15 protein-coding genes are annotated in these 19,842 nt (G+C 42.8%); 12 read left to right on the forward strand and 3 right to left on the reverse strand.

Translation table 11 applies throughout. The features are described from left to right. Nucleotides 1-314 precede the first annotated feature (314 nt). Together AB4160_RS10670 and AB4160_RS10675 are read left to right on the forward strand one after the other, a co-directional pair. On the forward strand, nucleotides 315-3,488 hold the full coding sequence (locus AB4160_RS10670; protein ID WP_372004561.1) for a DUF3427 domain-containing protein: 3,174 nt from the start codon (nucleotides 315-317) through the stop codon (nucleotides 3,486-3,488). Nucleotides 3,489-3,648: 160 nt separating this feature from the next. Further along, nucleotides 3,649-4,503: a mechanosensitive ion channel family protein gene (locus AB4160_RS10675; RefSeq protein WP_372004563.1), complete on the forward strand. Its 855-nt coding sequence runs from the start codon at nucleotides 3,649-3,651 to the stop codon at nucleotides 4,501-4,503. 133 nt (nucleotides 4,504-4,636) lie between these two features. On the opposite strand, the gene yjjG is transcribed toward AB4160_RS10675, so the two are convergent. The 3 genes from yjjG to AB4160_RS10690 all read right to left on the reverse strand — a co-directional run bounded on the left by yjjG (nucleotide 4,637) and on the right by AB4160_RS10690 (nucleotide 7,851). After that, nucleotides 4,637-5,317: a pyrimidine 5'-nucleotidase gene (gene yjjG / locus AB4160_RS10680; RefSeq protein WP_372004565.1), complete on the reverse strand. Its 681-nt coding sequence runs from the start codon at nucleotides 5,315-5,317 to the stop codon at nucleotides 4,637-4,639. Nucleotides 5,318-5,372: 55 nt separating this feature from the next. Beyond that, nucleotides 5,373-6,449, reverse strand: a complete 1,077-nt coding sequence (locus AB4160_RS10685) for a phosphotransferase enzyme family protein (protein ID WP_102476601.1) — start codon at nucleotides 6,447-6,449, stop codon at nucleotides 5,373-5,375. Nucleotides 6,450-6,540: 91 nt separating this feature from the next. Further along, nucleotides 6,541-7,851 carry a hypothetical protein gene (locus AB4160_RS10690; RefSeq protein WP_102439855.1) on the reverse strand — a complete coding sequence of 437 codons (1,311 nt, stop codon included), beginning with the start codon at nucleotides 7,849-7,851 and terminating at the stop codon, nucleotides 6,541-6,543. Between the two features lie 355 nt (nucleotides 7,852-8,206). Here AB4160_RS10690 and gmk point away from each other — a divergent pair, with 355 nt between their 5' ends. The 10 genes from gmk to AB4160_RS10740 all read left to right on the forward strand — a co-directional run bounded on the left by gmk (nucleotide 8,207) and on the right by AB4160_RS10740 (nucleotide 19,807). Beyond that, nucleotides 8,207-8,830, forward strand: a complete 624-nt coding sequence (gmk, locus tag AB4160_RS10695; protein WP_076538074.1) for a guanylate kinase — start codon at nucleotides 8,207-8,209, stop codon at nucleotides 8,828-8,830. Nucleotides 8,831-8,889: 59 nt separating this feature from the next. Then, the gene (rpoZ, locus tag AB4160_RS10700; protein ID WP_076538077.1) at nucleotides 8,890-9,168 is read left to right on the forward strand and encodes a DNA-directed RNA polymerase subunit omega; all 279 of its coding nucleotides are present in this window, start codon (nucleotides 8,890-8,892) and stop codon (nucleotides 9,166-9,168) included. 13 nt (nucleotides 9,169-9,181) lie between these two features. After that, nucleotides 9,182-11,296, forward strand: coding sequence for a bifunctional GTP diphosphokinase/guanosine-3',5'-bis pyrophosphate 3'-pyrophosphohydrolase (gene spoT, locus AB4160_RS10705; RefSeq protein ID WP_372004568.1), 2,115 nt, complete (start codon nucleotides 9,182-9,184; stop codon nucleotides 11,294-11,296). Between the two features lie 137 nt (nucleotides 11,297-11,433). After that, complete coding sequence (locus AB4160_RS10710; protein WP_076538417.1) at nucleotides 11,434-11,817, forward strand: RidA family protein; 384 nt, start codon at nucleotides 11,434-11,436, stop codon at nucleotides 11,815-11,817. A gap of 236 nt (nucleotides 11,818-12,053) precedes the next feature. Beyond that, the gene (locus tag AB4160_RS10715) at nucleotides 12,054-13,709 is read left to right on the forward strand and encodes an AMP-binding protein (RefSeq protein WP_076538083.1); all 1,656 of its coding nucleotides are present in this window, start codon (nucleotides 12,054-12,056) and stop codon (nucleotides 13,707-13,709) included. A 176-nt stretch (nucleotides 13,710-13,885) separates the two neighbouring features. Next, a complete protein-coding gene (locus AB4160_RS10720) occupies nucleotides 13,886-14,590 on the forward strand; it encodes a hypothetical protein (protein ID WP_102439857.1) in 705 nt (234 codons plus the stop codon). 80 nt (nucleotides 14,591-14,670) lie between these two features. Then, on the forward strand, nucleotides 14,671-15,831 hold the full coding sequence (locus AB4160_RS10725; RefSeq protein ID WP_372004570.1) for a sensor histidine kinase: 1,161 nt from the start codon (nucleotides 14,671-14,673) through the stop codon (nucleotides 15,829-15,831). Further along, nucleotides 15,831-16,460 carry a DNA-binding response regulator gene (locus AB4160_RS10730; protein ID WP_102439859.1) on the forward strand — a complete coding sequence of 210 codons (630 nt, stop codon included), beginning with the start codon at nucleotides 15,831-15,833 and terminating at the stop codon, nucleotides 16,458-16,460. Before AB4160_RS10725 ends, AB4160_RS10730 begins: the two co-directional genes overlap by 1 nt. Before the next feature lie 251 nt (nucleotides 16,461-16,711). Beyond that, nucleotides 16,712-18,796, forward strand: coding sequence for an ATP-dependent DNA helicase RecG (gene recG, locus AB4160_RS10735; RefSeq protein WP_372004572.1), 2,085 nt, complete (start codon nucleotides 16,712-16,714; stop codon nucleotides 18,794-18,796). Nucleotides 18,797-18,946: 150 nt separating this feature from the next. Beyond that, a complete protein-coding gene (locus AB4160_RS10740; RefSeq protein WP_102520350.1) occupies nucleotides 18,947-19,807 on the forward strand; it encodes a DUF3014 domain-containing protein in 861 nt (286 codons plus the stop codon). Nucleotides 19,808-19,842 lie beyond the last annotated feature (35 nt).

Here is a 19,842-nt window from a genome sequence, read left to right on the forward strand (position 1 = left end):
CAGAATCTGTTACACCCTCAGTAATTAGATTTACTTTTATAGCACGCAATAAAACCCAGCATCTGCTGGGTTTTGTGTTTGTGCCGATAAGTGTTTATCCATTGTCTAGACAATCAAATTTCACACGCTATAACCGTTAAAATCACTTTTACACGCTATAGGCGGTAAGTTTGTATACCTTATCGCCTTCCCCTGCCTTAAAATCCATTCAAACCGCTGTTTTTAAAAGATTACCTTAATATTATTCACACCATTCATCTTTACAGGCATTTAAGTTATCCTGGCTGACAAATAGTAGATAACAACGAGCTTCAATGAATCAAGCAGGTATATACGAGCAACTCATTACCCAGTTGGTTGAGCACAACTTAGATCGTGATTCTTTTTATGTTGGTGAACGCACATTGGAAGCCGCTGAAGCGGCCACATTCTTATCTCGATTTTTAACCCGCATTATTGAAATCGCCATGGATTCTGTTCCCAATAGCGATACTAGAGTTCATCAGCAGATCAATTTAGCTAATGCTATCGTTCAGTGGCTCAGTACTCATATTCACGATAAAGAATTAATTAACGAAAACTTAATCGATAGCCAAGGAAAGATTCTTACTGCGCTATTTGATAAATCTAATCCCATTGCAGCTGATTTACCTAAGCACGTAGAAGCCATAATGCCAATCACAGGTCTCACGCAGAGTGAGTTATTTTGTGGCAGTAATGTGGGCGCTTCACTAGAAACTGAAATTAAAAGAGAGATCCTGTCATCTGACAAAATCTATTGGTTAGTTTCATTTATAAAGTGGGCAGGTATTCGAATATTTAAAAAAGAACTAGAATCTTTTACTCGCAGCGGTAAGCAATTAAAAATTATTACCACTTCATATATGGGCGCCACTGATGCAAAGGCGGTTGAGTTTCTAGCATCACTACCCAACACTGAAGTTAAACTTAGCTACAACACCAATCGTGAACGTTTGCATGCAAAATCCTATTTATTCATGCGTAACACGGGCTTTCACACCGGTTATATTGGTTCTTCTAACCTGTCACATTCAGCGTTAACAAGCGGCTTAGAGTGGAACCTAAAAATCACTTCTCAAGAAATCCCCCATATCATTGAAAAGTCGTTAAGTACTTTTGAAACCTATTGGGAGTCACCTGATTTTGAGTACTTTGACGGTAACATTGAAAGCCGTGAAAAATTGCATGTAGCACTGCAAGCAGCAAAGGGACAATTCAGTACCACAGCGCCGAGTTTCTATTTTGATATTCAGCCTCACTCTCACCAGCAAACCATTCTGGATAAGTTAAAAGTTGAACGAGCGCTACATGGCAGATACAGAAACTTGGTTGTTGCGGCCACCGGAACTGGGAAAACCATTATTTCAGCTTTTGATTTCGCACGCTTTTATCAAAATAATCCCGAAGCCAAATTCTTATTTATTGCCCATCGCGAAGAAATACTAAAACAAGCCCAAGCGGCATATCGTGGCGTGTTAAAAAATAGTGCCTTTGGTGAGTTATGGGTCGGTAATCACAAACCAACACAATTTCAGCAACTATTTGCCTCTATTCAAAGCCTAAATAATCAAATTGATAGCATAGCGTTGAGTGAAGATTACTTTGATTACATCGTCATTGACGAAGTACATCATATTGCAGCAAGTAGTTATAGAGCGGTATTACAGCATTTTGCCCCCCAAATTCTATTAGGCTTAACTGCAACACCGGAGCGCAATGACGGGGCAGATATTTTAACTGACTTTTGTAATGTCATTGCTGCTGAGATTCGCTTACCAGAGGCCATTAATCAACGGCACTTATCGCCATTTCAATATTTTGCTATTGATGATGACACCGACTTAACACGAATATCTTGGTCAAAAGGTCGTTATGATATTGCCGAATTGACCCACCTCTATACTTATAACGATCAACGCCTACAGCGGATATTGCAAAGTCTTGACGAGATAATGACAGATATAACCCAAATGCGGGCGTTGGCATTTTGCGTTAGTAAAGCTCACGCAAAGTTCATGGCGCAAAAGTTTACCTTACATAATATTGCTTGTGGCGTATTAACTAGCGATAACAGTAACGACCGTGAAGTGTTGCAACAGCAGTTAAAATTAAAGCAAATAAATGTCTTGTTTGTGGTTGATATCTTTAATGAGGGGGTCGATATTCCCGAGTTAGACACCTTGCTTTTTTTACGCCCTACTGAAAGTTTAACTATATTTTTGCAGCAACTGGGTCGCGGCTTACGATTAACTAATGATAAAGAATGCTGCACCATTTTAGACTTTGTAGGTAACTCACGACCTGAGTATGATTTTTCCCATAAATTTAGAGCATTAGTGGGTAAAACTAATCAGCCGATCGCTAAAGAAATAAAGCAGGGTTTTCCGCATTTACCTTTAGGCTGCCGCATTGAGTTACAAGAAAAAACTCAATCCATGATCCTTAAAAATATTATCCAAGCTACCCTCAATAAAAATAAGCTTATTAGCTTAATCATCAATTACCCGCATGTGACCAACCTGCCTTTAACCTTGATTAACTTCTTGCATATCCACCCAAATATAAGCCTAGAAGACATTTACAAAGTTAAACATGACAAATTAGGAGGATGGACTGTATTGCTGGCATTGAGTAAAGGAGAAGAAGTATCGCCAGATAGCAAAACAATTTATGAAGCCTATTATCGTGCGATTAAGAATCGCTTATTGAGCTGTTCATCTATTTCCTATTTACGCTTTGTAAAAGCGCTCTGTGAAAGTAACTTCCATAATCATTCAACCAACGAGCGACTTTTAGCACTAATGTGCCATTATGATTTTTGGGATAAAACAGGTAAAAGCGCTGGATTTAACACTCTGAAAGACAGCCTGTTGGCCTTACAAAATCAAAGCTTACAAGATGAGTTAAGCCAAGTCATGTCTCTACTTATAGAAAGACTTGAAGTAAATGAATTCTCAATGCCAGTGGTTAATAATTCAGTGGTAGATACGTCACCATTAAAAATGCATGTTCGTTACCCAAAAGAGCATATTCTAGTGGCTTTTGGTGACAGTACTTTCGATAAAAAATCATCAAGCCGTGAAGGTATTTTAGATATACCAAATTCCAATGTTGCGCTGCTATTTGTTACTTTAAATAAATGTGAAAAACAATTCTCAGCAACCACCATGTATCATGATTATGCGATTAGCCCGACCCTGTTTCATTGGCAAACCCAAAATAGTTCCAAACCATGTTCAGGCCGAGGTTTGAGTTATATAAACCAAAGTAAAAACGGTAAAACATTCATTTTATTTGTCAGAGAACAAGCTAAGGATCAACACGGCAGAACCATGGGGTTTGTTAACTTTGGCCCTATCGATTTTGTGAAATATGAAGGTAGTCAACCGATGAATATCACATGGAAACTGAAACACCCTATGCCAGCCTATTTATGGCATCAAACCGCTAAACTCGCTGTGGGTTAAATCAAGCATAATCAAGCCTCGCACAGAAGGCTTTATTTTGTTTTCAGAAGACGAAATATCCCTCAATAATTACAAAACTTAACACTAACTTTGGCAGCTACTATGCTAAAGTCGCTTTTAATTTTTTTCATCGTCACGCTGCTAATTTTAAGAAGGTTTTGTGGAACAACTCACTATCGTCATTGATTTTTTAGCAACCTATAAGTTGTTTGTTACCGTATTAATCATCCTATTGCTGTCGATGCTTAAACGCTTTGTGGTGTCTAAAATTCGTGGTGATATCGCTTTTGTGAGCGAAGGGCAGCGTAAGTGGATGTCGCGGACTAAAAACGGCACTTTCATCTTAATCGTGATGATTTTATTTTTACTGTGGCAAACCGAAATCAATAAGTTTGCCCTGTCGGTTACTGCGATTGCCATTGCCTTTGTGGTGGCATCAAAAGAAATCATCTTGTGTTTTACCGGCTCGATTCAGCGGGCGAGTTCGCGCTCCTTTGTGATTGGTGATTGGATTGAAGTAGGTAAGCTGTGCGGCGAGGTGATTGAGCACAACTTAATGGCAACGGTGATCCAAGAAATCGATTTGCACCATGGCCAGTATCACTACACGGGTAAAACAGTCACTTTCCCTAACAGCATGTTCTTTAGTTATGCGGTGAAAAACCTCAATTTCATGAAGCGTTATGTTTACCATAGCTTTACGATTACTGTGGTTGAGTTTGTAAATCTGTACCCGTTGTTTCCAGCGTTAACCAGCAAGATTGAAGCGCATTGCGAGGACTTTTTTGAAGTGGCAACCCGCTATAACAATATTATCGAAAGACATGCTGGCGTTGACTTACCTGGGCCTGAGCCACACATTCATATCCATAGTGGCCCTGCGGGTGAGCAAATGGTGCATATTATGATTTTTTGCCCCACTGAACGTGCGACCCATTTAGAGCAGCACATTCGAGAAGACTTTATGATTGCCTATCATGAGGCGTTTCCTAAAGCGGCTGAAACGAGTGCTTGAGTTAACCTGCTAGGCTAATGTTCAGGGCTAATGTTCAGGGATAATGCTTCGAGCTGATACTTTGAGCTAAAGATTTACCCAAAAAGAAGCCACTCAATCGAGTGGCTTTATTTGTGCTCAACAGAAGAATACTCTACTTCACTGAATGCAATACATCATGCAGTTGCTGTAGGTCTTTGACTTCAAACGTTGGCGTAATGCCATCGACGGTTTGTTTACCGTGATGATTGAGCCAACAGGTATCAATCCCAGCATTAACGCCGCCTAAAATATCTGAATGCAGGTTATCGCCCACCATCAAAATATTGTGCTTTTCAGGGTTACCCATCAGCTTAAAGGTATGCTCAAAAATACTGACATCGGGTTTGGCTTTACCAAACTCTTCAGAAATCACCACATGCTCAAATGACGACTTAAAGCCGGTGCGTTCAAGGCGCACATTTTGCAGCTCAGTTAAGCCGTTGGTGATTATGCCTAAATTGGCTTTGCCTTTTAGGCTATCAACCAGCTGTTTCGCCCCCGGTAATGGCTGACAGATATCGGCCATGGCCGCTAAAAAATCACTGTTAAGTTGCTTGGTAGTGACATTGAGCTTTTCAGCCCAATGTAAAAAGCGGGTGTGTTGCAGCTGCGCGGCATCAATTAATCCTTGTTGATAATCCAGCCAAAGCTGCTTGTTTACCGATTGATAAAATTCAAAATCACTGGCGTTAAAATCAATATCAAAGTGTGAAAACATCAGCTTTAGGCCGCTAAATATATCAAAATCAAACAGGGTTTCATCGGCGTCAAACAATATCCATTGGTACTTCATGGTTCAGCCTTATCGACGTTTTGGTTTATGAAAATGATTTGAAACAGCCTAGTTATTATTCAAATAGCGTCACTAATTGCGCTTCTTGGGCAACCAAGCTGTTATATATGGTTAACTGGTTTGCCGCGCGATCGAGGTTATGGCCCTCACGATGAATACCAAAGTACACATCACCATTTAAATGATCGGTTAAAAACCGCGAACCTAGCATCAACGCCATCACTTTAATGCCTAACCACAGGCTGCGTTTTTCCAGCGGTGTTAATATTGCAGATAACTGCTCGGTATAGGCTTGAGTGGCTGCTTTAATAATCTCAGGGCGAGCAATGACTTTATCGAGCGCTGTAGAGTCTTCTTCCTCAGGTGAGCAAAACGCCCGTACCATGTCACCAAAGTCATACATTAAGTAGCCTTTCATGCAGGTGTCGATATCGATGACTGCCATGCTAGACATATCACGCTTATCAAACAGCATATTGTTGATTTTTGTGTCGTTATGGCAAATACGAAGTGGCAGTTGTTGCTCCACTTGGGCGAGCTCAGCAAATAAGGCTTGTTGCGATAACACTAAATCAACCCATTGCTGACAATCTGCTAAGCGCTGAGATTTATCATCAGCAACCGCTTGTTTAAGCTGTTGGATACGAAGAGGAAGGTTTAAGAAGTTAGGAATAACATCTTGTAAGCTATTAGCATCTAAATCACTCAATGCATGTGCAAAATGACCAAAAGCGCTGGCGGCCATTTTGGCTTCATCTTGATTAGTCACCACTTCAATTGTATGGCTATTGGCTAAATAGCTAATGGCTCGCCAATAACCTTTATCACCAAGGTTTACCGACAAACTTCCATCTTTAAGAACCACAGGCGAAATAACATCGAGCTGGTATTCACCCAAGGTAGATTTTTGGATGAGGTGATGACTCACTTTAGCAGCATTGTCGATTAACACGTCAGGTTTGGTGAACACTGTGGTATTAATTTGCTGTAGCACCATTTGCCCTGCTGGCCACTTAACCAAATAGGTTTGGTTAATATGACCATTGCCCAAAGGCGCAATAGTGGCACTTGTTACATCTGATGCTGCAATTCCATATAAAGGCAAAATTGTTTGCCTAATAAACTCAACCACCCAACACTCCATATCTTTTCTTTGCAAGCCAAACAGTTTAAGCCATCGCAGCCGGCAACACTAGTCACCTGTTGTGCTGCGATTTAAGCTCTTATAAGCTTTTCATAAATTGGCCAAATGCAGGCTCAGAGGATAATGTGGCTTGGCTGCCTTTCAGGCTAAAGTTATAACCACACAGTTTGAAGCTACCACGCATGGCAACATTGTTGATGAGCTTGGTATTATCCAGCGGTGAAAAGCGCGCTTCGGTGCCGCTATCTGCCATTAAATCAACGCTAATGGGCCTAAATTTACTGCCATCATTAAAGACTAATTCGGCGCAGCGTTTATCGCCTTGGGCTGTATCTAAACGCCAAATAGACTGGGCATCACCTTCATCACCTAACCAGCGTAACACTAAAATATCTTCTTGTAAGATAAGCCAAAAACCATCAGGCAGTTTTACTCGCGCAGTTTCATTGCTTGCTAATGGTTGCTCAATGGCTGCGGTTTCAACAGGTACAATTTCGGTTTTTTCTGTGCCAGTAAATAATAAGCTAATTAGATAGATAACTAGGCCAATTGCACACATAACCCCTATAGCTTTTGCCGCCATTATAAGTATTTTTTTATTATCTTGCGCCCACACTAACCAAGATTTAAGTAATTCTGTCATCGAACCTGACTCTAATGCGCCTCGGTCAACTCGGTAGCTGGGCTTTTCATCAGCTTGATACCTAGCCTCGTCTGTTTCGCTATTGTATCCAGCTGCATTATTTGCAGAATGGTTAAACGGATTAAGCTCAGACTCTTTATAAACGGTTTCGTGCTGATAACCAGGCTCATGGCCCAGTTCGTCATCAAAACTGTTGTTATCAAAGCTTTCAATATCAGAGTTTGCGCTATCAACGTTGGCAGCGTCAGGGCTTTCAGCCCTAAGACTGGTGTTATTGCCATGTCCAATGGTCGGTTCTTGACGCTGCCTTACTCTCTGAGCGCCTGCAACAGGTTTAGCATGTGGGCCTTGATAGCCCATAACATAAAAATTATTTCTGCGGTTTTGATTACGGCTATTGCTCTTGGGTGCTGAAAACCACGCAAAACCAGCGCTCACTATGGCCGCTAAAATAAAAATGGTCACTGACACAGCAACAGGAAAACTAAATGCAATAGAAAGGCTAAAAAATAACAATAACAAGGTTGGGATTGCCACCAAAGAGCTTGGCTTAGCTGCGTCTCGTAAACGGCGTAAGCTGCTTAAAGCACTAATGGGCAGCGCCACTACCCCTGCAATAATAGTGGTAACAGAATGAGCAAATAACAGCGCGATGATTAATACAAAAATCAAACAAGATAATTGCACAGCCAACACTCTTTGACCGTTATCTCGGCCTTGGCGACAAAATAAGGATGAAAATGACACAAGAAATCCCAATAATAAATAAACAGAAACTATATAAGCAGACTAAACAATTTCATCACTAAAGTCAGCGAAACCACTGCATTTGCCGCAAAATTAATTGTAAAAACATCAATCACAAACCATTTAGCGCCATTAACATTGCCAGTTCATTTTTTATTAACGAATATGACAAAATGAAATAGCCTTAGGTCTTTAAGCCTATGCATTAAACTAATCAATGTATTACTAAGGTTAGAAAAAAAATCGCCGCTAATAACCACAGATTTATGCAGTTTTTTCCATCACAAATCTCGCAAATTGCCATGCTTTGAGTATAATACTCGCCCTGTAAAATAATCTGGTTGGAATTTGCACTATGAGCGCGAGAGGAAATCTATTTATTGTGTCTGCCCCAAGTGGCGCCGGTAAATCTTCGCTTATCTCTGCTTTATTAAAAGATAAGCCAAGCGACATGCAAGTGTCTGTATCACACACTACCCGTCAACCACGTCCTGGTGAAGTTAATGGTCAACATTATCACTTTGCCAGCGTTGAACAATTTAAAGCGCTCATCGCTGATGAAGCTTTTTTTGAATGGGCTGAAGTGTTTGGTAACTATTACGGCACATCCCGCAAGGTCATTGAGCAAACATTAGCCAACGGTATTGATGTCTTTTTAGATATTGATTGGCAAGGCGCAGAGCAAGTTAAAAAGCTAATGCCTGAGGCCGTTGGGGTATTTATATTACCCCCTTCAAAAGCTGAGCTTGAACGCCGCCTAACTGGCCGAGGACAAGACAGCCAAGACGTGATTGACGGACGTATGGCTGAGGCTGTATCTGAGATGTCACACTATAAAGACGCTGATTATATTATTGTAAACGATGACTTTGATACCGCACTAGACGATCTGCGCGCGATCATTCGCAGCCAAAGATCAACCTGTGCTAGTCAGATCCATACTCATAATGGTATGATTAACGATCTGTTGGCAGACTAATTGTCATTAAGTACAATTTGCGTCACTTTTTCCCATAGATAACACTGGAGTTTCACCACATGGCTCGCGTAACTGTAGAAGACGCCGTACAACAAATCGGCAACCGTTTTGACATGATCCTGGTTGCAGCGCGTCGTGCACGCCAAATCGCTGTGCAAGGTAAAGACCCAATGGTTGAAGAGATGAATGATAAACCAACGGTTATCGCCCTGCGCGAAATCGAATTAGGTTTAGTCACCTCTAACACATTAGACGCTGATGAGCGTCAAACTGTACGTGAACGCGAAGCAGCTGAAATTGCCGCTGTTGCAGCAATTGCTGAAGGCCGTTCACTTTAAGGAGTAGCGCCACTTGTATCTGTTTGAAGGTCTAAAGGAGTCTGCCTCTGGTTATTTAGAACCAGCGCAAGTAGAGTTACTCAAGCAGGCGTACATTGTTGCGCGTGATGCCCATGAAGGGCAAATGCGCACAAGTGGCGAGCCCTATATTACCCACCCCGTTGCGGTAGCCCGCATCGTTGCAGATATGCGTCTTGATCACGAGACGTTAATGGCTGCACTGCTTCACGACACCATCGAAGATACCCCAGTTACCAAAGAAGAACTCACTGAGCTATTTGGCGTAACCGTGGCTGAACTGGTCGAAGGCGTGTCTAAACTTGAAAAAATCAAGTTCCGCGATAAAAAAGAAGCCCAAGCTGAAAACTTCCGCAAGATGATGATGGCAATGACGCAAGATATTCGCGTTATTTTGATCAAACTTGCTGACAGAACGCATAACATGCGAACTTTGGGTGCATTACGTCCTGACAAGCGTCGTCGTATTGCCCGTGAAACCTTAGAGATTTACGCACCGATTGCTAATCGTCTTGGTATTCACAATATCAAAAGCGAATTAGAAGATTTAGGTTTTCAAGCCTATTATCCGATGCGATATCGCGTTTTAAAAGAAGTCGTAAAAGCAGCCCGTGGTAATAGAAAAGAACTGATTAACAGTATTGAAACTGCCATAACCTCTCGCCTTGAAGATGCTGGAATTAACTGCAAGGTCAAAGGTCGTGAGAAAAACCTTTACTCAATTTACCTTAAAATGAGTAAAAAAGAACTGCAGTTTCAAGAAGTCATGGACATTTATGCCTTCAGAGTCATGGTCGATTCCATTGACACCTGTTACCGTGTATTAGGTGCCATGCATGGTCTTTATAAGCCTCATCCCGGTCGCTTTAAAGATTATATTGCCATTCCTAAAGCCAATGGTTATCAATCATTGCACACCTCATTATTTGGCCCCCATGCGGTTCCTATTGAAGTACAAATACGTACTGAAGAAATGGACCTGATGGCGGACAAAGGGGTTGCTGCTCATTGGATGTATAAGAGCGGCACCAGTAGTTCACAACAAAGTACCACCCAAGTTCGCGCCCATAAGTGGATGCAAAGCTTGCTGGAGCTACAACAAAGCGCCAGTAGCTCATTTGAGTTTGTGGAAAATGTTAAAACTGAGCTATTCCCTGAAGAAATATACGTATTCACCCCAGAAGGCCGCATTTTAGAGCTGCCGGTGAATGCAACAGCGGTCGACTTTGCTTACGAAGTCCATACCGATGTGGGTAACACCTGTGTCGGCGCCCGTGTTAACCGTCAAGCTTATCCATTAAGTCAGCCGTTAATATCAGGCCAAACCGTTGAAATTATTACAGCTAAAGGCGCAAGACCTAATGCTGCATGGCTTAACTTTGTCGTAACAGGTAAAGCCCGCGGTAAAATTCGTCAAGTCTTGAAAAGTTTAACCAGTGACGATGCTGTGGCGCTCGGCAAACGGCTACTGAACCACGCATTAGGTGAAAACAAGCTTGATGACATCACCTTAGAGCAGCTTAAAAAAGTTATTGCTGAAACTAAGCATGACAATCTTGAATCGTTATTGGCTGATATCGGCCTAGGTAATGCCATGAGCATTGTGGTTGCCCAGCGCTTAATGGGTCACAAGCTCACCACTAAGAATGAAGATAGCGAAACCGAAGAGCACTTGATGCCAATTCGCGGCGCTGAAGGCATGTTGGTGACCTTCGCAAATTGCTGTCGTCCAATTCCAGGTGATGCTGTCATCGCCCATGTAAGCCCAGGCAAAGGCCTTGTGGTACACATGGAAAATTGCTCAAATATCCGTGGTTATCAAAGCGAGCCAGACAAATATATCCCAGTACATTGGGATAACGTTGAAGGTGAAAGCTATCAAGCCAATCTGCGAGTTGAAATTGTCAATCATCAAGGCGCACTGGCACAAATCACCAGTATTATTGCTGCCGCCGGCTCAAATATTCATAACTTGAGCACTGAAGAGCGTGATGGCAGAGTCTATCTCATTAACCTGCGGATCTCAGTCGACGACCGTGTTCATTTGGCCAATGTTATGCGCCGCATTAGGGTATTACCTGAAGTCCTGCGCACCTCACGTAACCGCTAATAAATCAATCACGACTTCTGCACTGCAGAAGTCTTGCGCACCTGCCACAAACGTTAGTAATATTGATCCCCTAAATCCCTAAGTTAGATAACAGCTTAGGGATGACATCATTCATTTACTTGATCGCAGAGGGCGTCATGGCAGAAAAAATCATCATCGCAACCGATAAAGCTCCAACAGCAATTGGCACCTATTCTCAAGCTGTAAAAGTAGGTAGCACTGTTTACCTTTCAGGCCAAATCCCACTCGTACCAAGCACCATGGAAATGGTTAGCGATGATTTCTCTGAGCAGGTTGTACAGGTTTTCGAAAACTTAACCGCAGTATGTGATGCCGCTGGCGGCACTATGGCTGATATCGTTAAACTGAATATCTTTTTAACCGACTTATCTCACTTCGCTACCGTTAATGAAATCATGGCGCGCTACTTTACTCAACCTTATCCAGCACGTGCTGCAATCGGGGTAAAACAGCTGCCAAAAGGCTCATTAGTGGAAATGGATGGAATAATGGAGATCTAGCTCACAAACCGAGTTTTATCCTGAAGGGTGCCATTGGTACCCTTTTTTATTAGAGCTATTACTCAAGAGGTATTTAACTTTCAGTGAAACATGCTAGTTTATAAGTAGAAATTATCTCGTTAAGTTGTTCTCGCGTTTGCGAATAGGCTGATAAATAGCCATACTGAGATGATTGCATTAGCAAACTACAAATAAATGCATCCTACATTAAAAACAAAAAGAACATGGAATTGTCGATGGAAAATCTAATAAAAACGCCAGTAGAAATGTTATCTCATTGGGCTGAAACCCAAGGGGATGCCGTATATTTACGACAACCAATTAACGGCCAGTTTGTTGACTTCACATGGGGAGAAGTTCAGCAAAAGGTACAACAAATTGCAGGCGCATTACGCCACTTAGGTCTAGTACCGGGTGACAAAGTTGCTCTGCTTTCTAAAAACTGTGCCGAGTGGTTTATTACCGATCTTGCCCTTATGCACGGCGGCTACATCAGTGTGCCAATCTATCCCACTGCTAACGCTGAAATGATCCGCTATGTATTAGAACACAGTGGCGCTAAAGCTATCTTCACCGGAAAACTTGATTTTTGGGCCGACCAAGAAGCCGGTGTCGGCGGTGAAATCCTCCGTTTAGCTTTACCTTATGACACCATGCCAGCGCAATATCATTGGGAAAAACTGCTTGAGTTAGGGCAACCATTAGTGGATGCGCCTACGCCTAGTAGCGATCAAATGATGACGCTCATTTACACCTCGGGCTCTACTGGTAAACCAAAAGGCGCAATGCAAACCTTCGGCAGTTACGGCTGGACTTGTGAAGCGGTTGTGCGCGATTTAAAAACCAATACCACAGACAGATTATTATCCTACTTGCCTTTAGCGCACATTACTGAGCGGGTAGCGATTCAAGGATCGTCTTTTTACTCCGGCTCGTCGGTGGCGTTTGTAGAAAGTTTAGATTCTTTTGTGGCTGATGTGCAGCGATGCCGCCCGACGGTCTTTTTCTCGGTGCCGCGTTTATGGACCCTGTTTCAGCTCAATATTGTCAATAAAATTGGCCAAAGCAAGCTGGATTTATTGCTTAAAATCCCACTGGTTAGCGGCTTAGTTAAACGTAAAATCCAAAAAGGTTTAGGCTTAGAGCATTGCCGTTTATTAGGTTCAGGATCAGCCCCTATCCCACCATCTCAATTAGAGTGGTACAACAAAATCGGCATGAATATTTCAGAAGCCTGGGGCATGACCGAAAACTGTGCTTACTCAATTATTAACTTCCCATTTAATGCCTCAAAAATTGGTAGCGTGGGTCGCCCTGTTGAAGGCTGCCAAGTTCGCCGCACCGATGAAGGTGAGTTAATGGTTAAGAGCCCAGGTTTGATGACAGGTTATTACAAGCAAGAAGAAGCCACAGCAGCATGCTTTGATGCTGATGGATTTTTCCATACGGGTGACTTATGTGAAATCGATGAAGATGGCTACATTTCTATCACTGGCCGCGTTAAAGATAACTTTAAAACCTCTAAAGGTAAGTATGTGGCGCCGGTGCCTATTGAGCGTAAAATAGCCCAAGATCCGCACATTGAGCTACTTTGTGTCATTGGCTCAGGCTTACCGCACCCGATCACCTTAGTGCAATTATCTGAAGGCTCAGCCTTGCAAGCCCGCGAAGAAGTGCGCGCGTCACTGAAAGCGACCCTAGATGGAGTTAACCCGCACCTTGAGTCCCATGAAGTTGTGGATGCCATTGTCGTAGTGACAGAGCCTTGGACCATTGAAAATGATGCCCTAACCCCTACACTTAAAATTAAGCGTCATGTGTTAGAAAAGCAGTTCAGTGCCAAAGTTGACGGTATTCGCGGCGCTAAAGTGTGCTGGGAAGACGAGATTTAGCACCACAGTAATTCGCTTCAATATATTGGCCGCCTAAGCTTTAACAAGCCGGCGGCTTTTTTATCAATGACATTTGTCACCTCAAACTGGTGACGTTTGTGTCTGCCCTGTGCAAGCCCTTTGTTAGATACTAACTCCGTAGCAACACACCTTAAATGCAATAAACGGAGTTAATCATGACATCACTAATCTTAAAATCTCTTATCTCAAAATCAACCGTCATGGCGGTAACACTGACGTTAGTCAGTAGTGCTAGCAATGCCGATATCGGCGCTATCGATATGGCAGCCAACACAATGGATCTACAACAGCTAAAGGTTCTCAGCGAACAATCTGTGGATTATGAACACGCCTATGCACAATATCGCATCGCCATTACAGCCAATATTAGCGGTCTGCGCGGAGTGGCTAAAAAAGCCCTCAATGATGCACAGTCGACACTTGAAACTGTATTGAGCCGTGAAGACGATGCTGAGTCAATGGCGCTACTGGCGTCTGTTTACGGTATGCAAATCGCCAATGACTCAAGCAAAGGACAATCTCTGGGAATGAAGGTAAGTGCTTTACTGGCTCAAGCAGAACAACTCAGCCCTGAAAATCCCCGTATTGCGTTAGTCAGAGCAATGAGCGCCTTTTATACTCCCGCTCAATATGGCGGCGGTATGGATAAGGCTGAGCAATATGCCACTGATGCGATTCGTTTTTATGAACAGCCATGTGTTGATATCTGCTGGGGGCATACTGAAGCGTACACCTGGCGCGGAATCGCTAAGCAAGAATTAGGTCGTCAAAAAGAAGCAATTAATGATTGGCAACACGCTGTAGAAATTGATCCTAATTACGCTTGGGCAAATTTTTTACTTAAACAACAAGCGCGTTAATCCGATGCTGCTGAAGCTAGCTACTGCAGACATACACATTATGACTCGGTTGCAGTATGCTAACTTCGCAAGGAGGCTTCATGTCTAATATCAATACAAAACACTCGGTCAATAGTAGCAACACTCGCGTTCACCCAGAAAAAGCCTATCGACAAAAAACAGCTTGGGTATATCTGCTCAATCTGATTTTTTACTTTATTCCACTTTGGTTTATGCGGGATGATTGGGCTCGGGTCGGTGTCAGCTTGTTACTCATATTTCCCTTCTTATATGGGTACTTTTGGGCTTACAAAAGCTCAGCCGCTCAAGGGAAATATCCTATTGCTTTAATGCTCATCACTGCGAGCATTGCCACCATATTTACCAGCGGCTCCATTTCATTTTTCAGTTTTGCCGGTTTTTTTATTGGTTTTTTCTATTCACTGCGCACCGCCATTATTAGCTTTATTCTTATCAGTACTTGGCTGTGGCTACTTAATTACATCGTGGGCTATGAAGCTTACTATTTTCCGCTATACGGTATGTTAATCACCTTTGTGGTGGGGCTATTTGGCGTGGTTGAGCATAACAATGAACGCATCAGGCGCCAACAAAGACAATCAAATGATGAAATCGCTAACTTAGCAACGGCACTGGAGCGTGAACGTATTGCGCGCGATTTACATGACATCATGGGGCACAATTTATCTTCCATTGCACTGAAAGCACAACTCGCCGAAAAACTGGTTGAAGCAGGAAAGCTTGCTGTTGCAAAACAGCATTTACAGGAACTTGCTGATATCGCCAGAAACAGCTTAACTGAAATTCGCCAAACGGTTTCTAATTACAAACATAAAGGCTTACAAGATACGGTCAATCAACTATGCAGTTTATTAAGACAAAAAGAAATTGAAGTACATCTCGAGGGTAAATTACCACCATTAACACCTTTGCAAGAATCTCAACTAGGGCTAATGTTGACAGAATTAGTTAATAATATGCTCAAACATAGCCAAGCCAGTCAATGTGTATGGTGCTTTAACACCTTGGATAAGCAGCTTATTGTTAGCCTAAGTGACAATGCTAACACCAAAGTTATTAAAGAAGGTAATGGCTTAAAAGGCATTAGAGAGCGAGTGAACTTATTGGGCGGCAAGTTTAGTTATCATATTAACGATGGCTACCGTTTTAGCATCAGTTTGCCCCTTGAAGCAGAGCAAGTCAGTGAACCTAAAGTTGACAACGACACGGAACAGCCTTAATGAAGATTTTATTAGCAGAAGATCAAGCCATGGTGCGCGGGGCATTATCTGCCCTACTTACCCTTGCCAAAGATGAACTCGGTGAAGTCGATATCACAGAAGCAGAAGATGGTAACCAAGCCATGGCAATGCTTAAAGAGCAGCATTTTGATTTGCTGCTCAGTGATATTGAAATGCCCGGTCACAGCGGCGTTGAGCTGGCTCAGTGGCTCGCAGCATATCAAGCCGAGGCTGCAACAATGCAACCTAAAACTAAAATCATCATCTTAACCACTTTTGGCCGCGTAGGTTACATCAAAAGAGCACTCAGTTGTGGCGTCGAGGGATTTTTGCTAAAAGATGCGCCATCTGAAAGTCTAGTCAACGCTATTAAACAGGTGATGGCAGGTAAAAAAATTATCGATCCAGAGCTGGCGATCAGCGCCATTGGTGATATTGACCCACTCAATGATAAAGAAAGAAAAGCGCTACGATTAGCCAGTGATGGCTTATCAACCAGTGATATCGCCGCCCAGTTATTTATCGCCGAAGGTACTGTGCGGAATTACCTTTCTGAAGCGATCTCCAAGCTCAATGCCACCAATCGCATAGATGCGGCGCGAATAGCTAAACAAAAAGGCTGGTTATAGAGGCAGTTAAGCCTGATATCTGGATTAATATTGCCTTGTATTAAAACTCTGCTAAGATAAGCCATAACATCTGTATATATTTACAGTACTATCATTGCTAACAAGCATCAGGGCGATAAAGTTGACTGTATAACTCTTTGGATAACTGTCAAAGTTAACCCCAAAGTGAATGACTCACTTTAATCAGCGAGCTTTACAATATCAACAAAATCTAAGTGATGAAGTCTGTGGTCAACTCAATAGATAAAGGCATGCTAGATTTGCAACCATTGGATCAGGTACCGATTACCGACTTAAAAGGCGTCGCTAAAAAAGCCGCTGAAAAGCTGGCAAAGCTTGGCATTAAGACAGTGCAAGATGTACTGTTTCATTTGCCGCTGCGCTATGAAGACCGCACCCAAATCTATCCCATCAATGCTCTTTATCCCGCGATGTACGCCACAGTTGAAGCTGAAATCATCTCAACCCAAATTGTGCCGGGTCGCAGACGTATGCTGACCTGCAATATTGCCGACGAAAGTGGTTACCTCACATTGCGGTTTTTTAACTTCTCGGTTGCCCAGCGAAATGGCATGCAAAACGGCGCGATAATTCGGGCCTATGGTGAAATCAAGCGCGGCAACCGCCATTTTGAGATAATCCACCCAGAATACAAAATCATTAAAGCTGGCGAAAACCCAGCCCTGAGTGATTCACTGACCCCTATTTATCCTTCGACTGAAGGATTAAAACAAGCCAGTTGGATTAAGCTCACCGAGCAGGCACTAACTATGCTCAATCAAGGTGGCTTAACAGAGTTACTACCACCAGCCCTGCAACCCAACAATATGAGCATTGGTCAGGCATTATCCTTAATCCATCGACCACCCAATAACATCGCCCAAGCCGATTTAGAGCAAGGCATGCACCCCGCTCAGCAGCGCTTAGTCCAAGAAGAGTTACTGGCCCATAACTTAAGTATGCTGCAATTACGTCAGCGCAATAACCTTGATAAAGCGGTGACTTTACCCGCCACCGGCCAGCTATTAAATCCATTTTTAAAAGCCTTACCTTTTAAGCCAACAGGGGCCCAGCAACGAGTCGTAGCTGATATCGGTATTGATATTGAAAAGCCCACACCTATGATGCGCTTAGTGCAAGGGGATGTGGGCTCGGGTAAAACCTTAGTGGCCGCCTTAGCAGCCCTGCAAGCCATTGAAAATGGTTATCAGGTGGCGATGATGGCACCGACGGAATTATTAGCAGAGCAACACGCAGTCAACTTTGCCGCCTGGTTTGAACCATTAGGGCTAAAAGTGGGCTGGTTAGCAGGCAAGTTAAAAGGCAAAGCCAGAACACAATCATTGGCTGATATCGCCGATGGCAGCGCCAACATGGTAATTGGCACCCATGCTATTTTCCAAGAGCAGGTCAGTTTTAATAAGCTCGCGTTAATCATTATTGATGAACAACACCGTTTTGGGGTCCATCAACGCTTAGGATTACGCGAAAAAGGCGTCAGCCAAGGCTTTCATCCGCATCAATTAATAATGACAGCTACGCCAATTCCGCGCACGTTAGCGATGACGGCTTATGCTGATTTAGAAACCTCTATCATTGATGAGTTACCGCCAGGAAGAACCCCTGTTACCACGGTTGCCATTAGCGATAATCGCCGCGAACAAATCATCGAGCGGGTAAAACAAGCCGCGCTAAATGATAATCGGCAGATTTATTGGGTTTGTACTCTCATTGAAGAATCTGAAGTTCTTGAGTGCCAAGCCGCTGAAGATACCGCTGCAGAATTAAGCCAATTACTACCCGAATTAAAGGTTGGCTTAGTGCACGGACGTATGAAAAGTGCAGAAAAACAGCAAATAATGGCCCAATTTAAGGCGGGTGAACTACATTTATTAGTGGCAACAACGGTTATTGAAGTGGGAGTCGATGTGCCTAATGCCAGTTTAATGATTATTGAAAACCCTGAGCGGTTAGGCTTGGCGCAATTGCATCAGTTACGTGGCCGAGTAGGCCGAGGCTCTATTGCCAGCCACTGCGTGTTATTGTACAAAGCACCGTTATCACAAACTGCCACCAAACGTTTAGGAGTACTAAGGGCCAGTAACGATGGCTTTGTTATTGCCCAAAAAGACTTAGAAATAAGAGGCCCAGGTGAAGTACTCGGTACCCGCCAAACCGGCTTGGCAGAAATGAAAATCGCTGATTTAGTCAGGGATCAATATCTGATTGAAAACACACAAAAATTAGCGGCCCATGTTATGCAACAAGTGCCACAAAATGTAGACAGCATTGTTCAACGTTGGTTAGGGGATCGCCAGCAATACGTACAAGCATAAATTATTGTTAACCTTGGCTATTATTACTAGACAAGTGTTGAGATTATTGCAGAATGAAAATAAGGTTTAAGCCTTATATGCCACCAAATGAAAATGTAACAAATTCAATGATATTGGTTCCCTTTCGACGTTTAAAGCTAAGGAATAGACATGCAAGTCAATCAAAATGATAGAGCCACACCGCACTCAAGTCGCGCCAGTGGTAGTAACGCGGGTGTGATTGGTATCACCATTGCGGTTTTACTGGCTGGTGCAGGCTATTTCTACTTCTCGGCCGATAAAGCACCTGAAGTCGAAGCGCCAATACCTGTGCAACTACCAGAGCCTGTGCCTGAACAACCTATTGAGCAAGAGCCTATTGAAGAAGTGATAGTGGAAGTTATTGAACCCACTATTATTGAAGCTCCAGAGCCTGAAGTAGTAGAGCCCTTACCTACACTGATTGAAAGTGATGACTTTGTCGCCCAGAAAACGGTTGAGATGGCTGATGGGATGAAAATCGAGCCACTACTTGTTAAAAAAGACATTGCCCGCCAGTTTGTGGTATTTGTCGATAATATGGCCCAAGGTGAAGTGATCCGTAAAGCCAGCCCACTGAAAGGCCCTAAAGATAAATTCACCGTCAGTGAAATCACTAACAAAACCTATTTAAACCCTGACAGTTACCATCGTTATGACCTGTACGCCAACATGGTGTCAGATATGAATGACGAGCAGTTAATCAACACTTATAAAGAACTCATGCCAATATTTGACGAAGCTTTTGCAGAGCTAGGTTATAGCGATATGTCATTTGACGAGCGCATGCAGCAAGCCTTTGAGATGATCTTATCAGCGCCGATTATTGAAGACCCGATTGAATTAAGTTCTATCAGTGTCAATTATCAGTTTGTCGACCCTAAACTAGAAGCACTGCCAAATGTGCAAAAATTTATGGTGCGTATGGGACCTGAAAATAGCCGTAAAATTAAAACGGCAATTAGAAAACTTCAGCAGCAAATGGCCAACTGATAGAACCGTTATCATTGGGGTTATGATTTGCAATG

The sequence above is a fragment of the Shewanella sp. 10N.286.51.B8 genome (assembly GCF_041469325.1).
Taxonomy (GTDB): domain Bacteria; phylum Pseudomonadota; class Gammaproteobacteria; order Enterobacterales; family Shewanellaceae; genus Shewanella.